This is a genomic window from Paenibacillus sp. NPDC058174 (genome assembly GCF_042883865.1).
In the GTDB taxonomy this organism is placed as follows: Bacteria; Bacillota; Bacilli; order Paenibacillales; family Paenibacillaceae; genus Pristimantibacillus.
In genome coordinates, this window is sequence record NZ_JBHVUY010000004.1 from 614576 (window position 1) to 635263 (window position 20688).

Below are 20688 nucleotides of genomic sequence, written 5' to 3' on the forward strand. Positions count from 1 at the left end.
CATCGGTTCCTCGGATCAGCTCCCTGGAATCGATGCTTTTTATTTGCTTTGCAGTCCGGCAAGCCCGGCGCTTTATTGCCACCAGACGGAGGCAGGGAAGCGCGCGGAGCGCATAGCGACCGGTTCGCCGATTCGCGGAGTGGCCAGCTCGATGCCCCGCTGCTCAGCCGCTCGTACGACCCGGTTAATGGGGTCATGCCAGTCATGGACGGCGAGCGTGAATGCGCCCCAATGAATCGGCACCATCCGTTTCCCCCGAACGTCGAGATGGGCTTGCACCGATTGCTCGGGCAGCATATGAATGTCGCGCCAGCGCTCGTCATATTGGCCGCATTCGATCAAGGTGAGGTCGAACGGGCCATATTTTTCCCCGATTTCACGGAAATGAGGACCGTAGCCGCTGTCACCGCTGAAGAACAGCTTCGCTCCGCCGCCTTCAATAATCCATGAGCACCATAGAGAGGAATTTTCGCCGATGATATTGCGCCCTGAGAAATGTCTGGCTGGCGCGCAGACGAGCTTCAAGCCTTCAAATTCGGCCGTTTCTCCCCAGCCGTATTCTTCAATCGCTTCTTGCCGTACGCCCCATGCTTCCAAATGGATGCTCACGCCCGCTGGCACGATAAAGCGCCGGACCCTGTCCTTCAGCTTGCGAATCGTGCCGTAATCAAGATGGTCATAATGGTCATGCGAGAGGACGACGGCATCAATCATGCCCAATTGGCTAATATCAAACGGCAATTTACGGCTGTAGCGGCCGTTGCCGAATATCGGGAACGGCGACGGAGAGCGGCCAAACATCGGATCAAGCAGCAAGGTCTTGCCTGCAAGCTCGACCCATACTGCCGAATGGCCGAGCCATACGACGCGGGCTTCGCCTGTTTTCTCCGGACGGAACGGTACGGTTTCTAATGGACGACTTGGCTTTCGTAAAGGATCGCCCTTGGCCATATCGGCCATCACCTTCGCCATTTCGGATGGCTTCATGCTTTTCGAGGTGGGAATCTCATTATGGAACTTGCTGCCATTATAATTCGGATAGCGCTGATACCGGCTGCGGAGCAGAGCCGAGGGCCTTTTTCCAAGCGGAGGATATAGAACAATTATCAAGAAGGCTGCCATCAATACCAAGATGAGCAGGGAAATGAATACAATCACGGGTCAGCCTCAATTCTTTTTTTGTTGCCATTATAGCATGAACGGACAGCGGAATCTTTCTGCCTGACCCGCAGCAAATAAATGGTATAATAACCTCAATATTAGGCCTTCTAAGGGCCAATTGTAGAGGATGAAGTACACGAGTGAAGCTAGAACGTCTCATATCCATGATTTACATGTTATTGAACAATGAAGTCATTTCGGCTTCCGCGCTGGCTGACAAGTATGAAGTGTCGCAGCGAACGATTTATCGCGATATTGAAGCGATAAGTGCGGCAGGCATACCGGTCGTATCCTATCAGGGCGTGAACGGCGGTTACGGCATTATCGACTCCTATAAAATGGACAAAAGCCTGCTGAATGCTTTTGACGCGGAAACGCTTATTACTGTACTGAGCGGATTGTCGACCGTCTTTGAGGACGAGCAGGCGATGGATACGGTACGCAAGCTGCAAACGATACAAAGGGATAACGCCGATCCGGTGCTCAATCTGGAGATGGGCGGCCACCCTTCTTACAACCAGCTACTTCGCGACCTAAGAGAGGCGATTAAGAAAAGGACGGTTATTCAATTCGATTATATCAGCTGGAAAAACGAGCGGACGAAGCGCAGCGTAGAACCGGCTAGTCTGAAGTTCAGACGGCAAGCGTGGTATTTGTACGGCTTTTGCAGGGAACGGAATGATTTCAGAGAATTCAAGCTGTCGCGAATTTCGGATATGAAGGTGCTGGCGGAGCACTTCCAGCGCAGAGTCGAGCTGGCTCCGGAAGACCGCAGGCCCTATTTCCATAATGAAGGCGCCGAGCCTGTGGACGTTGTGCTGCGTTTTACGAAACAGTCGCTTGCCATGGCGCTGGATTATTTCAACAACCAGGAACGAGCCTATCACGAAGACGGATCGATGACGATCAAGCTGCAGCTTCGCGATGCAGACAATTCCAGATGGCTCATCCGGGTGCTGCTCAGCTTTGGCGAGGATGCAGAAATTATCGAGCCGGCTGGCTTGCGTCAGGAGCTGAAAGATACGCTGGGGAAAATGCTGCAAATCTATTCGGAAGATGTCTAGCGAGCGATTGCCGGATCAGTAAATTGACACGTCTAGTGAAGCTTGCTAGAATGCTAGTATTCAAAGCATATCGGATTAATAGGGATATACATATCGATCAGGCTTAGGCTTTTCGGCAAGGGCGGCAATGCCGGCAGCTTGCTGCGAAAGCCTTTTTCTCCATCATTAGGGAAGGTGAGCCATGAAACTCAAGCTGCGGCACAAGCTGGTGCTGTTCGTCATTATCGGGGCCGTTGCCATTAGTTTTGTCGGCCTGCTGTATGTTCAAAGAATGCAGACATTATATGAACGGCTTGTCTATGAGGAAGCGAGCGACAAGCTTTATTTGTATTCGGAGCGGATGGAAGAGAAACTGAACGAGATCGACAAGTTTACGCTCACCCTCGTCAGTGATCCCGATATTCAAGAGCGGCTGAAGCAGATCAAGCATGAAAAAGGGACGCTGGAATATTTGACAGCGGTCAGCGCCTTGAAGCAAAAGCTGCTCACCTATCCGTTTCACGACTATTCGATTAAGTCGATTGTAATCGTGGATACGAGCGGCAATGAATATTTGGCGGGCTCGCTCGCTGATGCCCCGGTGCCGGCGCATGACTCGGAGATGCTCCGCCTAGCGGCCGATAAAGCCGGTGCCAGCTATTGGGTCGGGGGCAAGGAGCCGATGACGTTTTTGTCGGTACGGCAAATCCGCGCCGTTCAGAATATGGACTTGCAGCCGCTGGGTACGCTTATTATCCGGGTGGAAGCCAGCCAGGTGGTTAGCTTGAAGGATAAGAAGAGCACCCGCTACAATACCTCGCTCATCATTCAGGATGGAGAGAAGCCGGTCTATTCCGACACGGGCGAAGCTTTGTCTGTCGAGCTGCCGGCCGGCTTCCGCAATGGAGAGAAAGCGGGAAACCCGGAGCCGTACAGCATGCTTAGCGTGAAAAATCATAAATATTTGGCAACCTACTCAACGCTTACCTATACAGGCTGGACGTTCATTCATCTTGTTCCGTATGAATCGTTATTCGAAGCCGCGGTCTTTATGAGGCGGATATTGCTCGTCTTGTACGGATGTATCTTCGCCGTGCTCATCTGGTTTGGACTTATTTTCTCCAGAAGCATAACCCGCTCGCTGGAGGAGCTGACGCTTCGGATGGCTAAAGTAGAGAAAGGGGATTTCTCCTCCATCCACCCTGTTCCGGTGAAGAAGCCGGATGAAATCGGTCTGCTTACGATTAATTTCTCAAAGATGGCGGACCGGCTTGATCATCTGATTAAAGAAAACTATGTGAAGCAGATTCATCTGAAGGAGTCGCAATACGAGACGCTTAAGGCGAAGCTGAATCCGCATTTTTTATATAATACGCTAGATTCGATTAACTGGCTGGCTAGACGGAACGGACAAGCTGCCATTTCGAAAATGGTCAAGGCGCTTGGCGACATGCTGCGCAATACGATTAGCCGCAAGGAAATCGTCACCCTTGGGGATGAGATCACTCATCTGAACAACTATTTTTCGATTCAGCAATTCCGGTTTGAGCACCGGCTGCGCTATGAAATTGAGATTGCCAAGGAGCTTCAGGAGCTGTATTTGCCAAGCATGATTTTGCAGCCGATTGTGGAGAACTGCATGAAGTACGGCATCGATGAGATGACGGGCGAATGTGAGATATCGATCAGCGGCGAGAGATTCGGCGACCGGCTTGATCTATGGATTACAGATCGCGGACCGGGTATGGACGCCAGTTATTTGGATGCGGCCGAGGGCAGGCCATCTGCAGCCGCTGGTGCCGGAAGCAGCAAGGAAGAGCAAGGGAAGTCAAGCGGAGGGTTTGGCTTGCGGAGTATCCACGAGCGAATCCATCTGCTGTATGGGGATCAATACGGGATTAGCATTCATCGGGGACTGGATCAAGGAACGACAATACGGATATCTTTGCCGGTCATCACGGAGAGCGAGGCAGCGGGATGAGCAATTATAAAGTGCTGGTAGTAGATGACGAACGGATGATCCGCGAAGGGATCGCCGAAATGATCGATTGGGAGTCGCTTGGACTGACGCTTGCGGGAACGGCGCCGGACGGTCTGTTGGCTTACCAGGCAATTGCAGAGCAGCGTCCGGATATCGTCATTACCGATATTAAGATGCCGAAGTTAAGCGGTCTGGAGCTTATTCAGAAGACGCAATCGGAGTTTTCCGGCACCGCCTTCATCGTCCTGTCGGGCTATGGGGAGTTTGAGCTGGCCGCGCAGGCGATGAAGTTCGGGGTTAAGCACTATTTGCTGAAGCCAAGCAATGAAGAGGAAATTATCGAGGTGCTGCATGAGGTGACAGCAGAGCTTGATGTTCATCGGAGTAAGGAGCGCGAGTGGGAAGGGATGCAGCAGCAGTTGGCCGAGAGCGGCGGCATCAGTCAACAGGCTCGTGTGAATACATTTTATGCAGCGGCCGAAGGCGGAGAGGCAGTCTCTGGTGACCATGAACCTGTGGCTGCTGCGAATGCAGCGGTCTGGTCCGCTGAAGAGGATGAATATGTGCGGGCCATTGCGGCCGCAGTTCGGAACGGCGAGGCAGCGGAGGCCAAGAGCGGCCTGGCCGTATTTTTCCATGCGCTGTACGAGAAGCGACCAGAGGCGAAGTTTGCGACAGGCCGCTGTATGGAGCTGCTTGACGCTGTCTTTAAGGAGGCGGCGCTTGCTTTTGGCTATAAGAAGGAAAGTGACGGTGTCCGCATCTGGCAAATGAAGACGCTGCAGGAGATTCAGCACTATATAACGGAGGAGCTGTCTGCCATTATAGAGGGCCAGCTGCGCTCGGATAAGCGTTCACGGGTCATCGCCCGGATTAAGCAGTTAACCGATGATCACTTGGACAATCGTCAATTATCGCTGCAATGGCTGGCGCAGCATCACCTGTTCCTGAACTCTGAATATTTGGGCAAGCTGTTCCGTCAGGATACGGGGGAGAAGTATACCCGTTATCTGACGGTCAAGCGGATGGAGAAGGCGAAGGAGCTAATCGAGTCGCTGCCGCAGTTGAAAATGTATGAAATCGCGGAGCGGTGCGGCTTCGAGCAGGACCCGCAATATTTTGCCAATGTGTTCAAGAAGATCTATGACTGCTCGCCTGCCGAATACCGGAAACGGATAAGCGGCGTGTCGGAATAAGAACGGATTTTTACAACAAAGAGTACGGTTTTTTACCTATTTTCGAATAGGTATTAGGCTTAATATAGGTATAAAGCACAGTAAATTCATCAGAAATATGGGAAAGGCGGTAGGGGTGAACATGACTCGACCCGGTACACCAGATGCATTCATCCGCAATGAACGCGAAGCGGAAATCGCGGCAAGAGCGGACCGGCTTGCGTCGATATTCGCGGAGAGAGCTCCCAAGCATGATCTGGAGGGATCGTTTCCGTATGAGAACTTTGAAGACCTGAAGGATTCGGGGTATTTGAAGCTGACCGTCCCGCACACCTACGGAGGAGAAGAAGCATCGGCGTACGAAATGGTGCTGTCGCAGGAGCGGCTAGCCCGCGGAGACGGCTCTACGGCACTTGCTGTCGGCTGGCATCTTCATATGATGATGCAGCTGCGGCTGTCCCGCGCATGGCCGGAATCACTCTATGCACAGCTTTGCAATGACGTTGTCCAGAACGGCGTCGTCATTAACGAGCTGGCAAGCGAGCCGGCGACCGGCAGTCCGACCCGCGGCGGCAGACCGGAGACGACGGCTAGACGTACAGAAGGCGGCTGGCTGATTACCGGACGCAAAACGTTCAGTACGCTTAGTCCGATTCTGAAGCAGTTCGTCGTAACGGCGGGAATCGAAGGCAGCGACAAGGTCGGCGCCTTCCTCGTGCGAAGCGGGTCTGGCGTAGAGGTCGCTGAGACGTGGAATACGATGGGCATGCGGGCGACCGGCAGCCATGACGTCCTGCTGCAGGACGTATTCGTCCCGGACGCGGAGACGATTCGCGGACTGGAGCAGTCTGCGGCGGGTACGCCGTCTGCTCCGACTGAAGGCACGATGCTGCATATTCCGGCCTGCTATATCGGAATTGCATATGGTGCCCGCGATTTTGCACTGGCCTTCGCCCGGAAGCATAAGCCGAACTCGCTGACCGTTCCGATCGCAGAGCTGCCTAATGTGAAGCGCCAGCTGGCGCAGATCGAGATCGATCTCATTACCGCCAGAAGCTATCTGTATCAAACGGCGGACCGCTGGGATAAGGAGCCGGACAACCGGGCTTCTCTGCGAACTGATCTCGGCTTGGCCAAGTACATCGCGACCAATGCGGCCGTTCGTATTGTGGATCAGGCGATGCGCATCGTCGGAGGCCTCAGCCTGTCCCGCAGCCTGCCATTGGAGCGCATGTACAGGGACGTTAGAGCGGGCTTGCACAATCCGCCGATGGACGACATCGTACTGACGAATCTAGCCAACCGGGCTATCGCCGAAACGGACTAGAACGGAAGCTGAGACTTAAATTGCGGAAGGGCAGTAAGTTTATTCGTAAAGGAAGCAGCGCTATGGTGCACATGAGGAAAATCGGAATCGGAATATTGCTGCTGGTGGCGGTCGTTCTGACGCTATGCATGAGCGCAATGGGCACGGGCTCGGTATTCGACCGGGAACGGATGTCTTCTATCCGTGCGTCTGAAAGTCCGGAGCCCGTAACGCTGAGAATGACTTATTGGGCCAACTCCCAATTGACGGTCGAGAAGAATGAAGCGGTCATTCGATTGTTCGAGCAGGCGCATCCGAGTATCCGTGTTAAGGCGGAGTATTTCTGGGGCGACGCGTATACCGGCAATTTGTCGGTAATGGCGGCGACGAACAGCCTGCCCGACATCATCCGCATCGACTACACCGATATCTCAGAATATATCGAGAAGGATTTGCTGCTGCCTTTGAATTCGTATATTGAATCGAATGTCATTGACCTGCGGTCAAGCCATCCGGTTCATAATCAGGGAGCAACCGTCAACGGACTCACTTATGGCATTAATATCGGCAATAATGCACTCGTTATGTTTTACAATCCGAGGCTGCTGGAAGAGGCAGGGGTGGAGCCGCCCGGCCCGGACTATACTTGGGAGCAATACGAAGACGATCTTCGGATGATCAAGCAGCGTACCGGCGTATACGGAGATACGACGCTGACCTTCAAGCACTTTCAGGTGTGGCTGAGACAGCAGGGCAAATCCTTGTACAACAGCTCGCGGAGCGGACTAGGGTATGAGGATGACGAATTATTCGTCGCCTTCTTCAAGCAGCAGCTGCGCTGGATGGATGAGGATCTTGTCAGCACAGCGGCGCTGGAGCAAAGCACGAGGGGATTGGATGACGGGGCCTTTCCAAAAGGCTTAACGGCGTTTGGTGCGCAGACGTATTGGAGCAATCAGATCGATATTATGGAAAATCAGCTTGGCTTCCCGATCGGACTTGCCATGTATCCGGGATCGGGAGAGCGGGGCATGTACATTAAGCCGTCCTTCTACCACGGAATCGCGAGGAGCTCGGCACATCCGGATGAAGCGGCGCTGTTCATCGATTTTTTCACGAACAATATTGAGGCGGCGAAATCGTTAAGCGGTTATTTTGGACTGCCATACAATCCTACCGTTATTGCCAGCATTAAAGATTCCCTTTCTTTAACGCAAAGAAAGGTACTGGATTACCTCGCTCTGGTGGAGCAGCGGGGAAGCCCGATCGATCCGCCGGAATCGGCGGCCGGGGCTGAGCTGGTTAAGCTGTTCAACTCGCTGCAGCGGGAAATTTTGTATAAGCGGATTACTCCGGAGGCAGGCGCTGCCCGTTTCCGAAGCGAGGCTGCGGGCAAGCTGTCCGGCCAGTCAAATCCGACACCATAATGAGAATGGAGACTAGGACGACGATGAATAAAAAAATACAGTTCACGTTGATTTGCCTGTTGCTGGCTGCATTTACGATTGTAGCAGCCGGCTGCGGTAAAGCAGCGAATAACGAGAGCAGCACTAATAGCAACGGCGGTAAAGCTTCGGGCGACGGCGTTGTGAAGATCGAGTTTTTCCAGCAGCAAGGGGAAGAAGCGATTCAGAGCGCCTACAAGGCAGTTATTGAGGACTTTTCCAAAGAATATCCGAATATTAAAATCGAGATGAACACCGTGCCTGACTCTGTTAAGGTGCTGACAGCGAGAGTCGCTTCCGGCGATATTCCTCCGTTGTTCACAGACTGGCCGACTCAACTGCAATTTAAAGAAAAAGTGAAAAACGGCTATATCGAGAAGCTGAGCGGACAGCCGTTCATCGAGAAAGTGAATAAATCGTACTTGGCGATGACGCCTGCGGAAGACGGCGAATATTACTCGCTCCCGTATGCCCGCAACTACATGGCCGTCTATTACAATATCGAGCTGTTCGAGAAGAACAACGTTGCTATTCCGACGACGTATGCCGAATTTATCGAAGCCTGCAAAAAGTTTGCGGCGAGCGACGTAACTCCGCTTTACCTGCCGATTAAAGACGTCGGTCACATTTTCCAAGCGACGAACATCGCTTACGTGCCAGGCGGCGTAGAGGAAATGGTGAAGGTTGCCAAAGGCGAAGCTCAAGTGGCGAACAACCCGGCATTCCTCGCATTCGGCAACAAGCTGAACGAGCTGTTCACTTACGCCAATAAAGATGCAGCTGGCGCTAGCACGGCGATGATGCAAGAAGCTTTCGCTAACGGCCAGGTGGCGATGATTATTTCCGGCTCTTACGGCCGCGGCAACATTAAGCTTGCGAATCCGGACCTGAAATTCGGGGCATTCCCGCTGCCGAATGATACGGTTGAGACGACAAATGTGCTCAGCGGTGTGAACGCGGCTCTCTCCGTATCCGCGAAAGCGAAGCCAGAGGAGAAGGAAGCAGCGATTACGTTCATTAACTATCTTGCACGTCCGGAAGTTGCGCAAAAATGGTCCGATCTGTCCGGGGAGCCTTCCATTATCGAGGGCACGGTATATGATGATGCCAACTTGAAGCCGCTGCTCGATTTCATCAACAAAGGCCAAGTGCATGACTGGATGGCTTCCACGATTCCAAGCAACATCGTAACAGAGCTGTACAGCACGACGCAGGCATTCCTGCTGGAGAAGCAAAGCGTGGAGAAATATTTGCAAAATATCGACGCTACGATTAAGTTAAACGCCGCGAACTAACGCGCCGTAAGAAGCAAGGGGACGATCATTTGAAGCGCAACAATTCAATAGTTGTCCCCTTCCTATTTCTATCCGAATCCAAAGGAACAGAGGTGCGGCATGAACAAAAAGATAGTCTTCTCATGGGACCGTTTTACTTATTTCCTGTTTTCGCTTCCTGCGGTCATCTTGTATTCGTTCTTTTTCGTATATGCCGTCATCGTCGGCATCAATTACAGCTTTACGGATTGGAACGGGATTAGCAAAAGTTACAATTACATAGGTTTTGATAACTATTTGAGTCTGTTCAAAAACCCGAACTTCTGGCAGTCGCTTGAGGTTACGGGCAAATATGCGTTGATGCTCGTCATCGGCGTGATGGTATTATCCTTGCTGCTGGCAATCAGCTTGAATTCACTCAAGCGCTTTAAGACGTTTACCAAATCCGTCTTTTTCTTGCCGGCGATGATAAGCGCCGTTACGCTGTCCCTTATCTGGGATCAGATGTTTTACCGGATCGCGCCGAAAATCGGCGAGGCGCTGAATATTGCAGCTTTATATCAAAGCCCGCTGGCGAGTCCAAAGTATGCGTTGATTGCGATTGTGCTGGTCAACATTTGGCAGGCGGTGGCGCTGCCTACGCTTATCTTTATCGCGGGACTGCAGTCAGTGCCGGATGAGCTGTACGAGTCTGCCCGGATCGATGGCGCCTCGACATTCAAACGGTTCCGGTTCATTACGATGCCGTTTCTCGTGCCGACGATTACGGTCAACATGGTACTGGCGATCAAGGCGGGGGTTACTTCCTTCGATTATGCTTATACGCTGACCGGAGGCGGGCCAATTAAGGCGAGCAACCTGATTGGCATTATGATCTACAACGATGCCTTCCAAAATATGAAATTCGCAATGGCCAATGCGGAGTCGGTCGTGCTGTTCGTCATCATCGCCGTCCTGTCATTTGTCCAGATCTGGCTATCCCGTAAAGGCGGTGTGAACGGAAAATGAGGCTGACAATCAAATCCGAAGGCTTGGGCTGGAGAATACTTCGCAACGTCGTTCTGGCGCTGGGCATTATTATCATACTTGGTCCGCTGTATCTCGTTCTCACGAACTCCTTCAAGACGCTGCCGGAAGCGGGAAAAAACTTTTTTGCGCTGCCGCAGAGCCTGAACTTCAACAATTATGCCGAGCTATTGTCCAAAGGCGAGTATTGGGGTTATGTATGGAATACGACCTATATTACGTTCTTTGCCATTCTCCTAGTCGTGCTGATCAATCCGACCGTATCCTATGCGATAGCGAGAAACTCGCATAAAACCTATTATAAAATCATTTATTTCTATTTATTGCTGGGCTTGTTTGTACCGTTCCAAGTTATCATGCTGCCGCTTACGAAAATCATGACCGGCATTCAGCTATTGAATCCGTTTGGCCTTATTATTTTGTACGGAGCGCTCAGCTTGACGAGGGGCGTATTTCTGCTGGTCAACTACATCCAGCAAATGCCGGCGGAAATTGAAGAAGCAGCCCGCATTGACGGCTGCAGCACGTTTCAAATTTACTATTCGATCATTCTGCGGCTCATTGCCCCGATGCTGGTAACGCTGGTTATTATGGACGCTCTGTGGTTCTGGAACGACTTCATGCTGCCGTTGCTGCTGCTCAATAAGGCAAAAGAGTTCTGGACGCTGCCGCTGTTCCAATACAATTTCAAGACCGAGTATTCCTTCAACTATACGATGGCATTTACGTCTTATTTGCTGGCGATGCTCCCGATTATTATCGTCTATGCCTTTGGGCAAAAGCACATTATTGCAGGACTGACCGAGGGTGCGGTAAAAGGTTAATTGAAGTGGAAAGGGGCAGGCGCCGTTATGCTGGAAGCGAGAATTGATGAGTGGATCGAGGCGCACCGGGAGCAATTGCTTGCCGATATCGGCAAGCTTGTAGCGATTCCGAGCGTAGCAGAGGTAAGCGCCGAGCCGAAAGTTTATGGCGAAGCTTGCGCGGAAGCACTGGAGACGATGCTGACGCTGGGCGGGCAGTATGGTTTCCAGACGTTCAACGCTGATTACCGCTGCGGTGTGATTGAAGCCGGACAGCAGCGGGCGGGTAAAAGCGTGGGCATTTGGGGACATGTGGATGTCGTCCCGGCCGGCGAGCATTGGATTCATCCTCCGTTCGAGTCTACACGGAAGGGTGATTTTCTGATCGGCAGAGGCGTGCAGGACAACAAAGGGCCTGCGGTCGCTGTGTTGTATGCTTTGCGCTGCATCAAGGAGCTGCAAATTCCGCTACATTATACAGTGAAGCAAATTGTCGGCTGTTCGGAAGAGGCGGGCATGGAGGACGCCCTTTATTTTGTTGAGCATCATGACGTGCCGGATTTCAATATTGTGGCGGACAGCGGGTTTCCGGTCTGCTACGGGGAGAAGGGCATTATCGAGGCGGAGCTGGCTTCCGCAGATTGGAAGAGCGGGAGCAGCGCTGTCGTCGATTTCCGGGCGGGCAGCGCCTCCAACATCGTGCCGGGCGATGCGGAACTAACACTGCGCTGGGATGATGCGTTGGCGGGCAAGCTGGAGCATTTGCCGGCGTCCATCGTAATTGCGCGGACTGTGGTAAACGGGATGGAAGTGGTAAAGCTAGCTGCAACAGGCATCTCCGGCCATGCCGCATTTCCTTCGGTCTCGGTTAATGCCATTAACCTGCTGCTGGATGCTGTTTTGTCTGCGGGGCTGCTGGAGGACGCTGACGATAGCGCGTTCCGCTTCATTCGCTCGATCTGCGCAACCAATGACGGCGCAGCACTCGGTATCACATGTGCCGATGAGCTATCCGGCGAGTTGACCTGCGTGGGAGCGGTGGGAAGACTGGAGGATGGCGAGGTTCGTCTCGCGATCAACATTCGCTATCCCATTACAGCCGAAGCTCAAGCCTTATTAGCTTCGTTACGCCAATCAGCCGAAGCTGGCGGCTTCAAGCTGGCAAGCGTTCATATTAATGAAGCGAATCGCGGCAATAAAGATGCTGCCGAGGTCCGGCTGTTGAACGATACGTTCAACCGGGTAATGGGAACGCAGACGGAGCCCTTCGTCATGGGTGGCGGAACTTACGCCCGGAAAATCCCGAACGCTGTTGCCTTCGGCCCCGGATTACCAGCAGATATTGGCGTGCTGGGCATGCCTGCCGGTCACGGGCAAATTCACGGCCCGGATGAAGCGCAATCGATACCGAATCTATTAACGGCATTGAAAATTTACGTCATGGCGCTTATCGCATTGAACGAGGCGATGCAGCCGGATTAGGCAAAAGCCCTTTTATCTGAGGATGAAAGGGCTTGTTTTATGTGTGAGAGGGCGGGCGATTTGATAGACTTCTTCGACAACAACTTGAAATGTAAACGTACATTTTGATGTGCCCAAAAAGACCTGAAAAAGTGATCAAAATGCAAAAGTACAGTTGAAACCTAATATTTTGGCTCATTCGGTACGTTTTAGCCCGATCAACCTGCACATTTACATTTTGATGCCATTAATCGCCGGTAAATCGGCGAACACATTTTGATTTGTTTTGAGTGCTTTTCTGTCTGTTTTGTTTATCTCAAAACGGTTGGAAATGGACAATATGGGGATCCGCTGAACAATAGTAACCTATTGTATACTAACTAAACTTTCTATAATATAGTGACTTTGTTTTCCCTACTTACAAATCCGGACAAACTTCTCTAGAATGGAAGTGCAGGGCAGCAGTTGAAGCCCGCAACCTGACTAGAGGAGTGACTGCAAGTGCCAAAGGTAGTTGTAACAGGCGGCAGCGGCATGCTGGGCAAGTGGGTAGTCAAGCATTTCGCAGAGCAAGGGTATGAGGTGCTGAATGCCGACGTGAAGCATCCGGCAGAACCGGTTAGCCGCACGGTCATTGTTGATTTGAATAACCTGGGCGAGGTATATGGCATATTGGCGGGTGCAGATGCCGTAGTTCATCTGGCGGCTATACCGGTAGCCTACTCTCATCCGAATGAAGTGACTTTCCATAATAATGTAATGTCTACTTATAACGTATTGGAAGCAGCGGCAGGGCTCGGCATCCGTAAGGCAGTTATCGCCTCCAGTGAATCCTCGTATGGACTCGTATTCGCGGAGCATCCGATTGGACCGCAATATGTACCCGTTGATGAGGCACATCCGCAGCTGCCGCAAGACAGCTACGGCTTGTCCAAAATCGTCAACGAGCAAACGGCGGATATGTTCAACAGACGGACGGGCATGCAGGTTGTATCGTTCCGGCTAGGCAACGTTATCGCGCCTGAAGCGTACGAGCGGTTCCCGCAATTTATTCATGACCCTGAGCAGCGAGAGCGTATTCTTTGGAGCTATATTGATACTCGTGATGCGGCACAGGCGTTTCAACTGGCAATAGAAGCCGATGGACTAGGCAGCGTTGCGTTGAATTTGGCGGCGGATGATTCCAGTATGGCGATTCCAAGCCGGGAGCTGATGGCTGCCCGCTATCCGGAGGTTAATGACTTCCGCAAGCCGCTCGAAGGCTATGAGTCGCTGCTGAGCAATGAGAAGGCGAAGGCGCTATTGAACTGGCAGCCGAAGCATGCTTGGCGGACTTATGTAAAGGAATGACTTCTGTAAGCATATAAGCCGTAGGAGGGAGCTTATGCACCACCTCCAATGGCGTTTTTTGATACATGCCGTATGAATATGCTAGAATCGATTTCATAGAGCGGGTCTTATAACGGCCTCTTTGAAAGGAGATTTCTAGTTATTATGAGCAATAACATCATCCCTTATCGAGCAGAAGATCATGAGCAGCTTGTTGCCATTTGGCATCGGGCGGTGACAGCTACCCATCATTTTTTGACGGAAGAAGATATTGAGTTTTTCCACGAAATGGTTCGGAATGAAGCGCTGACCGGTGTTGAGCTGTGGACCCATTATGATGAAACTAACAAACCAACGGGCTTTATCGGGCTCGACGGAACGAAAGTCGAAATGCTGTTTGTTGATCCCGTTCGTCATGGCCAAGGAATCGGCCGTGCACTGCTTAAGCATGCCGAGGAGCTGAAGGGAAATGTCCTTCAAGTCGATGTTAATGAACAAAATGAAGGGGCCTGCGCCTTCTATCGGCATTACGGATTTGTTCAGACGGGACGTTCAGAGCTGGACGGCTCCGGCAAGCCGTTCCCGCTGCTTCATCTGGAACTGCGCCCATCATAATCTGTACTAAATGAGTGAAAGCCCCGTCAGAGCCCTGAATATCAGGTCCGGCGGGGCTTTTTTCTATCATTTAGCGAGGCTTTGCAGAATCTGCGGAGCGCCTTCATCTGCGAAGGAGACAGCTCCGCTATTCTTTGATCCAACAGTTCAAGGGCATAACGATACAACTCCATATCCGCTGCGTTTTTCGCTTGAATCCGCTCGATCGTCTCTACCGCACACTCACTTTGCAGCACGCGATTCGGTGTCTCATTCAATCTCGGATAAGACTTCAGCTTCCAGCCCATCTGCCGCGACAGCAGAAACTGCGATTCGGCATACCGTTCTGTAATGCCGATGAAGTGGAAGTGATTCCGCAGGTTGGCTTTAGCCAGCTCAAGATCAGGCTGTGTCGTACATAGCTCGCCACTGACGAACCGGGTCTGCAAATTGACATATTCAAGGTCAAAACGATCATCGTTAACAAAGTAGTCCAACGTTATTCCGATATTGTAGGATTCGGGATAGTCCGGATTTTTATATTTGAAGTAGAAATGGGAGATGATCTGCTCTACGGGATCCCGCAGCATCGTCATATAGCGGTAAGGACGGTCCGTAAAGCAGTGAAGGCCAAATGGGAAATGCCCGCAAAAGGCGTCTGCTTCCTGCAGCTTCTCCAGAAGAAGCATCTGATTGTCGGCAACTTCAAAATAGTATACCAGTTCAGGGAAACGGTGGAGAAAAAGCTGCGTAAGCGAAGTTCCCCCTGTCTTGGGGATGTGCATGAACAAGAAAAGGCTGTCATTGTTATTTACATTCGCCAAGGTTATCCGCCTGCCTTTCCTTCAGCAGGCAAGCAGCCCCGGCTGCGAAGATAGTTAAGAAGAATAGAGACTGACTCCGCTACAGTGACCTTCTCGCTATTTATTTCAAGCTCCGGATGCCGGGGTGCTTCATAAGGAGCCGAAATGCCGGTGAACTGGCGGATCTCGCCTGACCTCGCTTTTCGATACAGTCCTTTCGGATCCCGCCGTTCGCATTCTTCGATCGCACACCGGACATACACTTCAATAAATTCATCCTGCCCGAACCGGGTACGCAGAAGCTCTCTATCGGCTTGGTAGGGCGTAATGGCTGCGGCCAGTGTAATGAAACCGGCATCAACAAACAGCCTGGCTGTCTCACCTATGCGCCGAATGTTCTCAGACCGGTCGGCTTGGCTGAACCCCAGCCCCCGGTTGAGGCCGAGTCGCAAATTATCGCCATCCAGCACATAGCTCTTGCAATTGAGCTCATGCAGCGCAAGCTCCAGCTCCGCTGCCAGCGTCGATTTGCCGGAGCCGGACAGCCCCGTAAACCACAATACGCAGCTGCCGTGACCGTTGGACAACTGCCTGCTTTGTTTGCTTACTTTGGAGGAATGCCACGCAACGCGGTCTGATTCAAGCTGCATGTCTTCACTCACCTCGCTCCAGACATTCTTTTCCTTAGTTTATGTAAGGAGAAGGGGAGTGTATATAGACACAAGACGCCCGTTTTTCCAAGAAAAGAAGCGGACTGCAAGAGGTTTCTCCTCTCATAGCCCGCTCCTTGATCTTAATGCCCGTAAGCTTCCATTTCAGCTTGCGGGTCATGCTTTTTACGTCCCATTGCAAGGGCTGCTCCGACAGCTAGAACGGCGGGAATGAGCCCCCACAGAAAAATGTCTGTAATCGAAGAGGAGACGCCGTTCAACAGCTTGTCTAGAATGCCTTCTGGAATTGCAGCGCGAGCGGAAGGCTCCATGAGCACATAGGGATCTTTGAGATTGACGTTTGACGGAACGTCCGCCATCCCGCCGCCTTGGAACATGTCAGACAGTTTACGGGTCATCAGATGATTTTGCAAAATGCCGAATACGGTTATGCCCAGCATCATTCCAAACGACCGGAGGAAATTAAGCGTCGAAGTGGCAGAACCCCGTTGAGTCGGAGGGATATCTTGAATCGCTGCGTTGCTCAGCACAGAGAAGGAAGCACCGATGCCAAGACCAACAATAATCATATAGATGGTAATAACGAGGCGTGAAGTGTCAGCCGAAATGGTTGTCAGCAGCGCGAGACCCATGACTAGCAAAGCCAGTGTTGAGGCAAGGATCGTTCTGTAGGACAGACGTGCCATCACAAAGCCGCCAAGGGTGGCCGTTACGACAGTACCCAGCATCATCGGCAGCAGCATGAAGCCTGAGTTGGTAGCCGTGCCGCCAAGTACGCCCTGAATGTAGATAGGCAGATAGACTGAAGCGGCAATGAATGCGGCTCCGCTGAGCACTGCGATTAATGTGCTGCTCGCAAACAGCCGTACTCTAAACATCGCGAACGAAATAATCGGTTCCATCGCCCGTCTTTCTGCAATGATGAACAGAATGGACAAGATGATAAAGCCCCCGAGCAATCCGATAATCGGCAGTGAATTCCATGCGAACAGCTTGCCGCCAAATTCAAGCGAGAAGATCAGGCAGACAATCGCTCCGATTAGCGATAGAGCGCCAAGCCAGTCGATCTGCTGTTTGGAATGAGCGGTTGATTCTTTATAAAATTTGGAGACCAGCACCAGAGCAACAACACCGATCGGCAGATTAATATAGAAAATCCACTGCCAGCTCCAATAGTCGGTTAGAAACGCACCGAGCAGCGGTCCGAATACACTCGACATACCGAATACGGCGCCAAACAATCCCATAAGCTTGCCGCGATTTTCAGGGGATACCGCATCCAGCAGTATTGTAAACGTGATGGGCACAAGCGCCCCTGCACCAATACCTTGAATCGCGCGGAACAGACTAAGCTCTGCGATCGAGCTTGCGGTGCCGCATAAGGCGGAGCCAATCATAAAGACGATAATTCCAAACAGGAAAAACCGTTTGCGTCCATACATATCTGACAGCTTGCCAAAGATCGGCATGCCCGCCATCTCCGCTACCATATACGCCGAAGTAACCCAGACGAACTGATCCAGTCCGCCAAGCTCCCCTACAATTGTCCCCATAGCCGTTGCGACAATCGTGTTGTCCATAGAAGCCATCAAGATGGAGAGCAGCAGGCCGGCTACAATCCACCCCGTTTTACTTCCGTTTTTCGTTGTCATCATTCTCATATCTTCCTCTCCGGCTGATCCGTTTGAATGATCTTATTGTAGCGGACGAAGTCTGACAGCAGTATGTCAGTGTTGAATGCGGTAACCAAACTTATTCTGTTCGTATTCTCGCTTGGTTCGCGTTTAGCCGGATTTCCCAATGGTCATAATGGGGAGTAGATGCAACGCAGAGAGAAGGTGCAGCCTCATGGAACGGAAGACATCACCTCAATCGAGACAGCCCGATAAATCGCAAGTTTACCCGGAATATGCGCATATCCCCATTAGACGCACCATTGAGAAAAATGTAGAGCAGCTTCGGCACGACTTAGGGGAGAGCGACGATGTTATCGTCCGCGAGATTCCATACGACGGAAAGAATACGTTCGCAGCCGCAGTCGTCTATATCGACGGAATGTCGGATTCGGTCATTATTAATCAATATATATTGGATGTACTAATCGGGAATATGAGAGGCATTCATGATCCCGGTCTGGAAGATCGGCCATTGGAGGGCGACCAGACTGCTTTGGCAAGAGAATTGCTCATTGGTGTTGGTTCAATCCGGACGGTATCGGACATGGGTTCCTTCTATAGATGTCTTTTATCAGGCGAAGCCGTCATTTTGCTGGAAGGAAGCGATTGTGCTTACTCTGCCGATATTCGCCAATGGAAAAGCCGGGACATCTCCGAATCGACGAATCAGACGTCCATTCGCGGACCGAGAGAGAGCTTTAATGAAACACTGCGGACCAATACAGCTTTAGTCAGGCGGAAAATCAAGGATCCCCGTCTGAGACTTGAAACCTATGCGATTGGCACCGTGACGAAAACCGATGTCACGATGATGTACATTAAAGGTATTGCAAAAACCTCCGTTATCGATACAGCACGCTCCAGGCTGAAGGCCATTCAGATTGACAGCATACTGGACAGCGGCTACATTGAAGAATTGGTAGAGGACGGGAAATACTCGGTCTTTCCAACGGTGTACAATACCGAGCTGCCCGACAGCGTCGCATCGCAGCTGCTGGAGGGGAAGGTCGCGATTTTGGTAGATGGTACGCCCAATGTATTGCTGGTCCCGACGCAATTTGTTTCCTTCTTTCAATCGACGGAGGATTATTACCAGCGTTCCATCTATGCGAGTTTGCTAAGACTGCTGAGATTTATGAGTTTTTTTATTTCACTGTTGTTTCCATCGCTGTATATCGCTATTACAACATTTCATCGGGATATGCTTCCTACCTCGCTCTTGATCAGTCTGGCCGCACAACGGGAAGGCGTACCGTTTCCAGCCTTTGTCGAAGCGTTTGCTATGGAAGTGACGTTCGAGATTTTACGGGAGGCGGGCTTGCGGATGCCTCGTGCGATTGGTCAGGCCGTATCGGTTGTAGGCACGCTCGTTATCGGACAAGCTGCCGTAGAAGCCGGCATCGTCTCGGCTGCGATGGTTATCGTCGTGGCGGTAACCGCAATCTCTACCTTTACAGTACCTGCGTACAGTATGTCGATTCCCGTCAGGATATTAAGGTTTGTGTTTATGATGGTCGCCGCCAGCTTCGGACTGTTCGGCATTATTATGGCTTTTTTCGTCCTGCTGCTGCATCTCTGCTCGCTGCGTTCCTTTGGAGAAGCTTATATGGCCCCAATATCTCCGCTTGAATCGGTAGAAATGGATGATTCGCTGTTGCGATTGCCTCGCTGGCTGCAGTTCAAGCGTCCGAAGACATCTGTTGCAGGCGGTTCAGAAAGGCTTCGCAGACCATGAGGGGGCACGGGATATTTTATAAAACGACAGTAGTTCTGCTTTGTTTGCTGATGCTTAGCGGCTGCTGGAGCCGGAGGGAGCTGAACGAGCTGCTTATCGTGCTTGGAGTTGGCTTCGATTGGGTGGATGGCGAATATCTCGTATCGTTTCAGGTTGTCAATCCTAGTGAGATTTCCGCGCAAAAAAGAGGCGGAGAGCGCCCTCCCAGCACCCTGTATCAAGGTCGTGGCAAGACGATGCTGGAAGCTGCGAGGTCTTTGACAGCAGAAGCGCCCCGGAAGGTATACATGGGACATTTGCAGCTGTATGTCATAAGCGAAGAACTGGCAAGAATGGGAATCGGCGATTTTATTGACAATGCCCTCCGCGACAACGAGCAGAGAATGGATTTCAACCTTGTCGTTGCGAGAGGGACGAGAGCGGAAAATATACTAAAACTGTATACACCTCTCGATAAGCTCCCGACCAACAGCATGCTGAGGTCGCTTGAAACGTCTGAGAAAAACTGGGCGCCAACTGTTTCCGTTACGATGGATGATGTGCTTAAGAAGCTGTCTGCCGATGGAATTGAGCTGACACTGACAGGCATCAAGCTGATCGGCAGTCAGGAGATGGCGGAATCCAAAAAAAACGTCGAGACCTTTCTTCCGCAAAGCCGCTACCGCTACAAGGGGATCGCTGCCTTCAAAGGCGACAAGCTGGTTGGCTGGCTGAATGAGACCGAAAGCAAAGGCTTTACGGATGTTACCAATAAGCTGCAAAGCACATCGATTGAAATTCCTTGCAAAAAAGATACGTATATCGGAATTGAGGTTACCTCTTCCAATGCCAGTATTGAATCGAAAATCGTCGGGGGAGAGCCGGAGTTTACGATACATATCCGATCGGAAGGCAATATCGTCGATAGGGGCTGTCGAGATGTTGACATTTCTGACCCTGCCACGATCAAGAAGCTGCAGCTTGAGGCTGGAAAAATCATTCGAGGACATGCCGAAGCGGCAGTGAAGAGATCAAAGTCAATGAAATCTGATTTTCTGGGTTTTGGCGCTCAGCTCCAAAAGGATCATCCATCCGTGTGGAAGCAAGTGAAAACAGATTGGAACGACACCTATTTGCCGGATATTAAAATCTCCTATAAGATCAAGCTTTTAATCCGCAAAACGGGAACGACCGGCAATTCGACCTTGAAGTAAAGGAGCTGCGAT

Annotated in this window: 18 protein-coding genes; 13 read left to right on the forward strand and 5 right to left on the reverse strand. The window is 51.5% G+C overall.

What is annotated here, in order from left to right:
* Positions 1 to 72: 72 nt before the first annotated feature.
* Together ACFVVF_RS21870 and ACFVVF_RS21875 are read right to left on the reverse strand one after the other, a co-directional pair.
* Positions 73 to 987 carry an MBL fold metallo-hydrolase gene (locus tag ACFVVF_RS21870; RefSeq protein ID WP_387814198.1) on the reverse strand — a complete coding sequence of 305 codons (915 nt, stop codon included), beginning with the start codon at positions 985 to 987 and terminating at the stop codon, positions 73 to 75.
* Between the two features lie 40 nt (positions 988 to 1027).
* The gene (locus tag ACFVVF_RS21875; RefSeq protein ID WP_387814200.1) at positions 1028 to 1327 is read right to left on the reverse strand and encodes a hypothetical protein; all 300 of its coding nucleotides are present in this window, start codon (positions 1325 to 1327) and stop codon (positions 1028 to 1030) included.
* On the opposite strand from ACFVVF_RS21875, the gene ACFVVF_RS21880 reads away from it, so the two are divergent.
* From ACFVVF_RS21880 to ACFVVF_RS21930, 11 genes are all read left to right on the forward strand, one after another.
* Positions 1326 to 2225, forward strand: a complete 900-nt coding sequence (locus ACFVVF_RS21880) for a helix-turn-helix transcriptional regulator (protein WP_387814202.1) — start codon at positions 1326 to 1328, stop codon at positions 2223 to 2225. The genes ACFVVF_RS21875 and ACFVVF_RS21880 overlap by 2 nt on opposite strands.
* A 181-nt stretch (positions 2226 to 2406) precedes the next feature.
* Positions 2407 to 4185, forward strand: coding sequence for a cache domain-containing sensor histidine kinase (locus tag ACFVVF_RS21885; RefSeq protein ID WP_387814204.1), 1779 nt, complete (start codon positions 2407 to 2409; stop codon positions 4183 to 4185).
* Complete coding sequence (locus tag ACFVVF_RS21890; protein WP_387814206.1) at positions 4182 to 5381, forward strand: response regulator transcription factor; 1200 nt, start codon at positions 4182 to 4184, stop codon at positions 5379 to 5381. Before ACFVVF_RS21885 ends, ACFVVF_RS21890 begins: the two co-directional genes overlap by 4 nt.
* A 121-nt stretch (positions 5382 to 5502) precedes the next feature.
* Positions 5503 to 6687: an acyl-CoA dehydrogenase family protein gene (locus ACFVVF_RS21895; RefSeq protein ID WP_387814208.1), complete on the forward strand. Its 1185-nt coding sequence runs from the start codon at positions 5503 to 5505 to the stop codon at positions 6685 to 6687.
* 71 nt (positions 6688 to 6758) lie between these two features.
* A complete protein-coding gene (locus ACFVVF_RS21900) occupies positions 6759 to 8093 on the forward strand; it encodes an ABC transporter substrate-binding protein (RefSeq protein WP_387814210.1) in 1335 nt (444 codons plus the stop codon).
* A 23-nt stretch (positions 8094 to 8116) separates the two neighbouring features.
* Positions 8117 to 9406, forward strand: a complete 1290-nt coding sequence (locus ACFVVF_RS21905) for an ABC transporter substrate-binding protein (RefSeq protein ID WP_387814212.1) — start codon at positions 8117 to 8119, stop codon at positions 9404 to 9406.
* Between the two features lie 99 nt (positions 9407 to 9505).
* Entirely contained in the window at positions 9506 to 10393 is an 888-nt protein-coding gene (locus tag ACFVVF_RS21910) for a carbohydrate ABC transporter permease (RefSeq protein ID WP_387814214.1), read from the forward strand.
* On the forward strand, positions 10390 to 11235 hold the full coding sequence (locus ACFVVF_RS21915) for a carbohydrate ABC transporter permease (protein WP_387814216.1): 846 nt from the start codon (positions 10390 to 10392) through the stop codon (positions 11233 to 11235). Before ACFVVF_RS21910 ends, ACFVVF_RS21915 begins: the two co-directional genes overlap by 4 nt.
* The gene (locus ACFVVF_RS21920) at positions 11236 to 12696 is read left to right on the forward strand and encodes a Sapep family Mn(2+)-dependent dipeptidase (protein WP_387814218.1); all 1461 of its coding nucleotides are present in this window, start codon (positions 11236 to 11238) and stop codon (positions 12694 to 12696) included. It abuts the gene before it with no gap.
* Positions 12697 to 13176: 480 nt separating this feature from the next.
* Positions 13177 to 14025, forward strand: coding sequence for an NAD-dependent epimerase/dehydratase family protein (locus ACFVVF_RS21925; RefSeq protein ID WP_387814220.1), 849 nt, complete (start codon positions 13177 to 13179; stop codon positions 14023 to 14025).
* A 144-nt stretch (positions 14026 to 14169) separates the two neighbouring features.
* Positions 14170 to 14619, forward strand: a complete 450-nt coding sequence (locus tag ACFVVF_RS21930) for an acetyltransferase (protein ID WP_387814221.1) — start codon at positions 14170 to 14172, stop codon at positions 14617 to 14619.
* Between the two features lie 41 nt (positions 14620 to 14660).
* Here ACFVVF_RS21930 and ACFVVF_RS21935 read toward each other — a convergent pair whose 3' ends face one another.
* From ACFVVF_RS21935 to ACFVVF_RS21945, 3 genes are all read right to left on the reverse strand, one after another.
* A complete protein-coding gene (locus ACFVVF_RS21935; RefSeq protein ID WP_387814222.1) occupies positions 14661 to 15422 on the reverse strand; it encodes a sulfotransferase family 2 domain-containing protein in 762 nt (253 codons plus the stop codon).
* A 2-nt stretch (positions 15423 to 15424) separates the two neighbouring features.
* Positions 15425 to 16051, reverse strand: coding sequence for an adenylyl-sulfate kinase (gene cysC, locus ACFVVF_RS21940; RefSeq protein WP_387814313.1), 627 nt, complete (start codon positions 16049 to 16051; stop codon positions 15425 to 15427).
* Positions 16052 to 16194: 143 nt separating this feature from the next.
* Positions 16195 to 17724, reverse strand: a complete 1530-nt coding sequence (locus ACFVVF_RS21945) for an MDR family MFS transporter (RefSeq protein WP_387814315.1) — start codon at positions 17722 to 17724, stop codon at positions 16195 to 16197.
* A 196-nt stretch (positions 17725 to 17920) separates the two neighbouring features.
* Here ACFVVF_RS21945 and ACFVVF_RS21950 point away from each other — a divergent pair, with 196 nt between their 5' ends.
* Both ACFVVF_RS21950 and ACFVVF_RS21955 read left to right on the forward strand, forming a co-directional pair.
* Complete coding sequence (locus ACFVVF_RS21950) at positions 17921 to 19483, forward strand: spore germination protein (protein WP_387814224.1); 1563 nt, start codon at positions 17921 to 17923, stop codon at positions 19481 to 19483.
* Positions 19480 to 20676 carry a Ger(x)C family spore germination protein gene (locus ACFVVF_RS21955; protein WP_387814226.1) on the forward strand — a complete coding sequence of 399 codons (1197 nt, stop codon included), beginning with the start codon at positions 19480 to 19482 and terminating at the stop codon, positions 20674 to 20676. The genes ACFVVF_RS21950 and ACFVVF_RS21955 overlap by 4 nt, the downstream gene beginning before the upstream one ends.
* Positions 20677 to 20688 lie beyond the last annotated feature (12 nt).

Bases quoted from the DNA above. Each gene is read 5' to 3' on its own strand.
- ACFVVF_RS21955 (WP_387814226.1), top strand. From the start codon at position 19,480: ATGAGGGGGCACGGGATATTTTATAAAACGACAGTAGTTCTGCTTTGT.
- ACFVVF_RS21885 (WP_387814204.1), top strand. From the start codon at position 2,407: ATGAAACTCAAGCTGCGGCACAAGCTGGTGCTGTTCGTCATTATCGGG.
- ACFVVF_RS21895 (WP_387814208.1), top strand. From the start codon at position 5,503: ATGACTCGACCCGGTACACCAGATGCATTCATCCGCAATGAACGCGAA.
- cysC (WP_387814313.1), bottom strand. From the start codon at position 16,051: ATGCAGCTTGAATCAGACCGCGTTGCGTGGCATTCCTCCAAAGTAAGC.
- ACFVVF_RS21945 (WP_387814315.1), bottom strand. From the start codon at position 17,724: ATGACAACGAAAAACGGAAGTAAAACGGGGTGGATTGTAGCCGGCCTG.
- ACFVVF_RS21870 (WP_387814198.1), bottom strand. From the start codon at position 987: ATGAAGCCATCCGAAATGGCGAAGGTGATGGCCGATATGGCCAAGGGC.
- ACFVVF_RS21930 (WP_387814221.1), top strand. From the start codon at position 14,170: ATGAGCAATAACATCATCCCTTATCGAGCAGAAGATCATGAGCAGCTT.
- ACFVVF_RS21905 (WP_387814212.1), top strand. From the start codon at position 8,117: ATGAATAAAAAAATACAGTTCACGTTGATTTGCCTGTTGCTGGCTGCA.
- ACFVVF_RS21900 (WP_387814210.1), top strand. From the start codon at position 6,759: ATGAGGAAAATCGGAATCGGAATATTGCTGCTGGTGGCGGTCGTTCTG.
- ACFVVF_RS21890 (WP_387814206.1), top strand. From the start codon at position 4,182: ATGAGCAATTATAAAGTGCTGGTAGTAGATGACGAACGGATGATCCGC.
- ACFVVF_RS21880 (WP_387814202.1), top strand. From the start codon at position 1,326: ATGATTTACATGTTATTGAACAATGAAGTCATTTCGGCTTCCGCGCTG.
- ACFVVF_RS21875 (WP_387814200.1), bottom strand. From the start codon at position 1,327: ATGGATATGAGACGTTCTAGCTTCACTCGTGTACTTCATCCTCTACAA.
- ACFVVF_RS21950 (WP_387814224.1), top strand. From the start codon at position 17,921: ATGGAACGGAAGACATCACCTCAATCGAGACAGCCCGATAAATCGCAA.
- ACFVVF_RS21910 (WP_387814214.1), top strand. From the start codon at position 9,506: ATGAACAAAAAGATAGTCTTCTCATGGGACCGTTTTACTTATTTCCTG.
- ACFVVF_RS21915 (WP_387814216.1), top strand. From the start codon at position 10,390: ATGAGGCTGACAATCAAATCCGAAGGCTTGGGCTGGAGAATACTTCGC.